Annotated in this window: 6 protein-coding genes; 3 read left to right on the forward strand and 3 right to left on the reverse strand. The window is 27.6% G+C overall.

What is annotated here, in order from left to right; all coding sequences use genetic code 11:
* The first annotated feature begins 241 nt into the window (after positions 1-241).
* The 3 genes from I4U58_RS11625 (at position 242) to I4U58_RS11635 (ending at position 3,501) form a co-directional block, all read left to right on the forward strand.
* Positions 242-1,153, forward strand: coding sequence for a DMT family transporter (locus tag I4U58_RS11625; protein ID WP_195931511.1), 912 nt, complete (start codon positions 242-244; stop codon positions 1,151-1,153).
* Positions 1,154-1,232: 79 nt separating this feature from the next.
* Positions 1,233-2,504, forward strand: coding sequence for a Gfo/Idh/MocA family oxidoreductase (locus tag I4U58_RS11630; RefSeq protein WP_195931512.1), 1,272 nt, complete (start codon positions 1,233-1,235; stop codon positions 2,502-2,504).
* A gap of 337 nt (positions 2,505-2,841) precedes the next feature.
* Positions 2,842-3,501 carry a DUF3867 domain-containing protein gene (locus tag I4U58_RS11635; protein WP_195931513.1) on the forward strand — a complete coding sequence of 220 codons (660 nt, stop codon included), beginning with the start codon at positions 2,842-2,844 and terminating at the stop codon, positions 3,499-3,501.
* A gap of 298 nt (positions 3,502-3,799) precedes the next feature.
* On the opposite strand, the gene I4U58_RS11640 is transcribed toward I4U58_RS11635, so the two are convergent.
* From I4U58_RS11640 to I4U58_RS11650, 3 genes are all read right to left on the reverse strand, one after another.
* Positions 3,800-4,438: an isochorismatase family cysteine hydrolase gene (locus tag I4U58_RS11640; RefSeq protein WP_195931514.1), complete on the reverse strand. Its 639-nt coding sequence runs from the start codon at positions 4,436-4,438 to the stop codon at positions 3,800-3,802.
* Positions 4,439-4,555: 117 nt separating this feature from the next.
* A complete protein-coding gene (locus I4U58_RS11645) occupies positions 4,556-5,299 on the reverse strand; it encodes a glycerophosphodiester phosphodiesterase (RefSeq protein ID WP_195931515.1) in 744 nt (247 codons plus the stop codon).
* Positions 5,300-5,374: 75 nt separating this feature from the next.
* Positions 5,375-7,297, reverse strand: a complete 1,923-nt coding sequence (locus I4U58_RS11650) for an ABC-F family ATP-binding cassette domain-containing protein (RefSeq protein WP_195931516.1) — start codon at positions 7,295-7,297, stop codon at positions 5,375-5,377.
* Positions 7,298-7,331 lie beyond the last annotated feature (34 nt).

The following is a 7,331-nucleotide window of genomic DNA, read 5'->3' on the forward strand; positions in this document are numbered from 1 at the left end:
GCTGTATTAGAGTATAAAGAAAGAGATTTAGTCAATAATATTAACCAAGACGATAAGTTTGTATTAATTTTGGATAGTGTATTATTAATAAATTGAAAGGGCATATTAATAGAGATATTATATATTAATATCTTATTATGTCGATTTATACAATTTAAATTAATATACATCAAATTTTAAAGGATAGATTATGAGGAGGTGACATTTGCGAAGTTTAAAAATTTAAATTATCGCTTAAAATATGGAAAAAATAATCAAGTCAGACAGAATAAAAGGTATACTGTGTATAATCGCTTCTGCATGTGGTTTTGCGATTATGTCGGCATTTATAAAATTAGCCGGGGATTTACCAAGTTTCCAAAAAACATTCTTTAGAAATTTAGTGGCAGCTGTAATAGCCCTATATTTAATTATAAAACACAAGGGTAGCTTAGTCGGTAAAAAAGAAAACAGAAAAATACTAATCTTAAGATCTACATTTGGTACTATAGGAATTATATGCAATTATTATGCAGTAGACAGATTAGTATTATCAGATGCAAATATGTTAAATAAATTAAGTCCATTCTTAGTTGTTATATTCTGTGCATTATTCTTAAAAGAAAAAATCAACTTAAAACAAATTACAATGGTAAGTGTGGCGTTTATTGGAGCATTATTTATAATAAAACCGAGTTTTAATGTAGAAGTACTACCTTACTTAGTAGGTGTTTTAGGTGCTATAGGAGCAGCTCTTGCATATACTTGTGTTAGAGCTTTAGGAAATAAAGAAGATTACTACACAATAGTATTTTTCTTCTCAGCATTTTCACTTATAGTTATTTTACCTATTTGTGTAGTTGTGTATAAACCTATGACAATGATACAAGTTGTATATCTACTTCTTGCTGGTATATTTGCAAGTATAGGTCAATTCGGTGTTACACTTGCGTATAAATTTGCACCAGCTAAAGAAATATCTATATACGACTACAGTGGTATAATATGTTCAGCAATTTTAGGAATAGCATTCTTTGGAGAACATCCTGATATGATGAGTATAATAGGATATTTAATAGTATTTGCCGCTGCATTTTATATGTTCTTATACAATAAAAAATTAGATAAAATCGAAAATAAAGATAAATCATTAAAACAAATTCAAGAGAAATAAACTTCCCTACAATCTACATAAATATACTATAATTAAACCATACGGAATAATTAGCACTTTAAGAAAAGGGGAATTTAGTATGGAAAAAGTAAAATTAGCTATTATAGGGACAGGTCTTAGAGGTGCATATACGTATGCACCTTTAATAGCAAAATACAAAGATAAGTGTGAAATAGTTGCTTTTGTCGAAAATAAAAAGGGAAGAAGAGATCTATTTTTAGAAAAATATCCAGTAGATAAAGATATGGTATTTGATAATTTAAATGACTTTATAGCTCATGATAAGTTAGCAGATGCTGTTATAATATCTCATTATGACCTTTTGCATTACGACACAGCACAAGTATTATTAGTCAAAGGATACGATGTTCTGGTTGAGACACCTGTAGCAAATAGTTTAGATGGGCTTGTTCATCTAAAAGAATACAGCTTAAAAAACAAAGACAGATTGTTTATGGTGGCCTACAACAATAGATACTCTAGTTTTTATACAAAATTAAAAGAAATAGTAGATGATAAAAAACTAGGCGATTTAATAAATATTTCATATAACGTTGATATAGGATATCAAAACTTTGTCCATAATTATGTTAGAGGTAACTGGAGAATAACAAGCGACACTGCAACAATAATGCTTACAAATAGCTGTCAAGATATAGACATGATGATAAATCTGAGTAAAGGTAAGTGCCAAAAGGTATCTTGTTTTTCTGATTTAAGAATATTTAATTGGGAAAACTTCAACACAAAAATGAGTGAAAATTGTTTTAGATGTTCAGAAGAAGAGTCATGTCCATTTTCAGCTAAAAAAATATATCTACAAGAAGACAAACTTATAAATAATTCAGTACATATAAATCCTACAAAAGACAATCTAGAAGCTATATTAAAGCAAGGACCTTATGGTAAATGTGTATTTTATTGTGATAATGATGTCTGTGATAATTTAACTAGTATATTTAAATTTGACAATAAAGTAACTTCAAACTTCAATATAAATGCATTTACAAAAGAAAGTGATAAAAAAATAAGACTTTTCTTTAAAGAAGGCGAAGTAGAGGCATCATTTAAACAAAAAGAAATAAAAATAAAAAGTTTTTTAAATACTGATGAAAAAATAATAAAAATAGACCAAGAAAATACTGATGAAAAGCTATTTGTAGATTTTATAGATAGAGTAAAAAATAAAAATTATAAATCTTGTATCTCAGATGTGGGAAGTGTTATAGAAAGTCATGTGGCTACATTTGCCGCAGAATTTGCAAATGTAAGTGAAACAGTAGTCGATGTAAAATCATTTTTCGATGATGCAGTAGAAATGACAAGACAAATAGAGAAAATGATGTTTTAATAAATAAAATTTATAAATTTTAGAATAAAAAAATAGGAGGTATGAGTAAAATAGTATATAAATACTTTATTTTCTCCTACCTCTTTTTATATTATAATAAAAATTAAATAAAATTATATATTGTGATTATCAAGGTGTCATCAAAAACATCAAAATAATAAAAACTAATAAAAGTCTAAATGACAAAGTGCACCTCCTAATCTACTAGTATATAATATTGTTTAAATGAAAAAATATAACAAATAATCAATAATTAATTCAAAAAACTATGGTATAATCTTAAAATAATGATTTTCTTTAATACATAGAAAGTCTGATACGGACAGGAGGGATTAAGATGTCAGATGATAGAATAATAGATTTTAATGAATTAAAAAATAAAGTAAAAGAAACTGACATAGACAAATTTGAGAATTATATGTATAATCTTTATTTTTCAGTTGCTGATGGAAGTATGACTATGGCTCAATTTACTTCAAAAATATACGATTATATGAGAGAGAATAATATATCAAATGAAAAGTTTATGAATATGCAAAAGAAATTGCTTGAAAGATATGGGGTAGATGAAGCAGAGATAGAAAGACAGCTTAAAAGCATGGGGATAAATCCAAACGATATAAATAGCTTATCTTCTATGAATATAAACGACATAAGAAATAACAACATACACTCTAACAATCAACCTAAAAAAGAAGAACCAAAAGTAGAATTTGTACCAGTTGATAATATACAAGAGACTATAGTTAAAAATTCTGATTTTTACAACAAATTTGCAAAAAGACTTGAATACGATAGTTATATAACGAGCAAATTAAAAAACGATGTAAACGATCTTAAGATAATAATAAATAAAGAGAGAGTTACTCTTATGAGTGAAGGGGATATAAACTTAGTAGACTCACAATTAAATGAATTTTTATTAGATTACAAAAATATGATAGGCAAGAAAATGAAAGTTACAATTTGTGAGAATTGTAAAGAATACGATTATTAAAATAAAAAAGGCGAACTTAAATAAGTCCGTCTTTTTTTAATTCTAAGGAAATTATATATTATCTGGTTTGTGGATAATATATAATTTCCAACCTATTAACTAAAACAACGGAATCTCCGATTCGTTGGCGCTATGAGCGAAGCGAATTTTAAGCAACGGACAAAGTCGTTGGCGACATGAACGTAGTGAATTTTAAGCAACGGACGAAGTCGTTGGCGACATGAACGTAGTGAATTTTTTATAAAAAAATAGATACAAATAAAATTTGTATCTATTTTGAAGTGTGTGTTTTAGTTATTTATAATGAAAATTTTTTAATTAGCTTAACTCCATTTTGAACCATACTATTTAAAAATACTACATTCAAAAGGTCTCCTGGATGAACAAATGGGATATCATATGTATCTACCAAATTCATAGGGACTACGATATTTTTATTAATATTTTTTTCATTAAAATAAGCCTTTAATGTAACTACAAATTGATATATACATATATCTGTGCAGTCACCAACAACCACTACATTATCTATATCGTTTAATGTATTAATATCTATAGCAAAGAATCCATTTGTAGAATTTTTTTGTATAATTTCAAGATTTTTTATATCTAATAATTCATCAACTACCTTACACTCATCGCTATCAGCTAAACAGTGAGCAGGATAGCTTAATAATTCTACAGAATCTTCTTCATGAGTATCGGTAAAGGCTATAATTTTATTTAATTTGTCTTCTAATGGTTTTACAAATTCATAAATAGGATTTATAAGTTCTTTTATCCTATCAGAATATAGAGTACCTTCTTTGGCAAATCCATTGTTAATATCTACAATAAATAAAGCAGTTTTACTTAAGTCATAGTCAGCTAAATTTTCTATTGGTAAATTGTCTAAGTTTTGTTGTAAAACTTCAAATTCTTTAAGTATGTTTTCCATTTGTAACCTCCACGATAATTTAATAAAATTGTATAATTTTATATTAAATATGTCAATAGCTATAAATAATTTAGTATATTAATTGTCTAATATAACATTTATAAATAATTATAAAATTTAAAGATTTTCGTTTACTATAGTATTAATTATTTTTGGATAATTAGTGAAAACGCCGTCTACTTTTAATTTTATAAGTTTTTTCATTATAGTAATTGAATTAACTGTATACACTTGAACTGATATGCCTTTTTTGTGCGCTTCAGTTACTAATTCCTTATTTACAACATCATAAGATGGGTGTATATAGGCACAGTTACATTCTTTACATCTTTTTAATACCTTTTTTAAACTTTTATGTTTAAATGTGAAAGCTCCAACTAAGTAAGCTGTTTTAATTGTCGGGTCTAATCTAAAAATTCTTTTTAAACTTCTATAATTAAAAGAAGATATTAAAACTCTTTCTTCTATATTGTGCTTTTTAACTAAGTTGATTATATCTTCTTCGATTCCTTTATATCTAACTTTGTTGTTTTTTATTTCTATATTTATAGTTAAGTTTGTAGGTTTAATAAGCTCTAAAACTTCTTCAAGAGTAGGTATTTTACAGTCATCTCTAGAAATTAATTCATCGTTATTTAAATTTGAGTCTACTAATTGATCAAATGTCAATTTTTTTATATAACCTTTACCATCAAAAACTCTACCTAAAGTTTCATCGTGGTGAACAACAAGTATTCCGTCTTTTGTCTTTTGTACATCAAGTTCGATACCACAAATATCTAAGTCAAGCGACTTTTTAAAAGCATACATAGTGTTTTCTGGGAAGAAACCACTATTACCTCTGTGAGCGTATATATTCATATTATTCCTCCTCATAAACCTCACTAGTTTTTATTATGTGGCATATTGCCCAAGCTATAATCAATTTTGAAGTGATTAGTTATTACTCCAATTAGATATTTCTTCTGCTAGGTTGTTTAAATACTCCCAGCGCTCATATTTTACTTGTAATTCATCTTCTAGTTTGGTTTTTTCATCCATTATTTCTTGTAGTTTTGTAAAATCTGTTGCAAATTTAGATGTATCTTCTTCTAAACTAGCTATTTTTTCTTCTAATTTTTCTATATCTGCATCTATAGTGTCAAACTCTCTTTGTTCGTTATATGAGAATTTTGGTTTATTTTTTGCCTTTGGCTTTTCTTTTTTAGGTGCTTTAGGCTTTTCTTCTTTGACTTCTTCTTCAAATTCCTCAAACTCTATATTTTCTTCTTCTCTGAAATTTAAGTAATCACTGTAATTTCCTGTATATATGTTTATTTTTCCACGACCTTCATAAGCGAATATTTTATTGCAAACTCTATCTAAGAAATATCTATCATGTGAAACACATATAAGAACACCGTTAAATTCATCTAAATAATCTTCTAAACGGCTTAAAGTATCGATATCTAAGTCATTAGTAGGCTCATCAAGTAAAAGTACGTTAGGAGCCATCATAAGAACTCTAAGAAGTTGAAGTCTTCTTCTCTCACCACCAGATAAATTTTTAATATGAGTGTATTGTAGAGTTCCATTAAATAAGAACTTTTCGCACATTTGTGATGCAGTAATTTTGTGACCATCAGCAGTAGTTATATAGTCGCTTTCTTCTTTTATATAATCTATCGCTCTCATTTCAGGGTGCATCTTAGAAGTATCTTGGTTAAAGCAGCCTATTTTTACTGTTTCACCTATAGAGATTGTTCCGCTATCTGGCTTGATTTCACCATTTAAAAGTCTTATTAAGGTAGATTTACCAAGTCCGTTTTTTCCGACAATACCTATTCTATCTGTACGAGCTAGAGTGTAATCTAAGTCGTCTATAAAAGTCTTTCCATCAAATGATTTAGTTAAGTGTTCTATTTCGATTATTTTTTTACCAAGACGGCTGCTTCCAACAGAGATTTCTAATTTATCTTCTGGAGTAAAGTCGTTTTTATTTGATAATTCATCAAATCTTTGAAGTCTAGCTTTTTGTTTTGTAGTTCTAGCTTTTGCACCTCGTCTTACCCAAGCAAGTTCCTTTTTAAGTAGGTTTTGACGTTTTGCCTCCATAGATTCAGCAAGTTGAAGTCTGTTCATTTTTTTCTCTAAAAATACAGAGTAATTTCCTTCATAACTATATAAAACTCCTTTATCTAGTTCTAATATTCTATTAGTTACACGATCTAAGAAGTATCTATCATGTGTAATCATTAAAATAGAGCCTTTAAAAGAGTTTAAGTAAGATTCTAGCCAATCTATTGTATCGTTGTCTAGGTGGTTTGTAGGTTCGTCCAAAATAAGTAACTCACAAGGTGTAATAAGAGCAGAAGCAAGAGAAACTCTTTTTCTTTGTCCACCTGAAAGTTCTTTGACTTTTTGGTTGAAATCTTTTATTCCAAGCTTAGTTAAGACAGTTTTAGCACTGCTTTCTAAATCCCAAAGATTTAAAGCATCCATTTTTTCTTGTAGATTTAAAAGTTTTTCGTTTAACTTTTCATCATAGGATTTATTTATTTTGTCTAAAATATCTTGATAATCTCCTATAATTTTCATCTCTTCGCAAGTACCTTTGAAAACTTGCTCTAAAACTGTAGCATCTTCATCATAATAAGGATTTTGAGGAAGATATTCTATTCTTACTTTATTGGCTTTTGTAATAGTACCATCATCAGGTATTTCAGCTCCAGCAATTATTTTAAGTAGAGTAGATTTACCAGTACCATTTACACCGATTAATCCTATTTTTTCTTTATCATTTATGCCTAAAGAAATATTTTCAACTAGTTTTTTTTCAGAATAACTTTTGCTAATGTTTTCTAATGTTATTAAATTCATGTATCTCACCTTTATATAAAATTTCAATTTAATA

The organism is Clostridium sp. 1001270J_160509_D11, from assembly GCF_015667935.1.
Lineage (GTDB): Bacteria > Bacillota > Clostridia > Peptostreptococcales > Peptostreptococcaceae > Intestinibacter.

Bases quoted from the DNA above. Each gene is read 5' to 3' on its own strand.
- I4U58_RS11625 (WP_195931511.1), top strand. From the start codon at position 242: ATGGAAAAAATAATCAAGTCAGACAGAATAAAAGGTATACTGTGTATA.
- I4U58_RS11630 (WP_195931512.1), top strand. From the start codon at position 1,233: ATGGAAAAAGTAAAATTAGCTATTATAGGGACAGGTCTTAGAGGTGCA.
- I4U58_RS11635 (WP_195931513.1), top strand. From the start codon at position 2,842: ATGTCAGATGATAGAATAATAGATTTTAATGAATTAAAAAATAAAGTA.
- I4U58_RS11640 (WP_195931514.1), bottom strand. From the start codon at position 4,438: ATGGAAAACATACTTAAAGAATTTGAAGTTTTACAACAAAACTTAGAC.
- I4U58_RS11645 (WP_195931515.1), bottom strand. From the start codon at position 5,299: ATGAATATATACGCTCACAGAGGTAATAGTGGTTTCTTCCCAGAAAAC.
- I4U58_RS11650 (WP_195931516.1), bottom strand. From the start codon at position 7,297: ATGAATTTAATAACATTAGAAAACATTAGCAAAAGTTATTCTGAAAAA.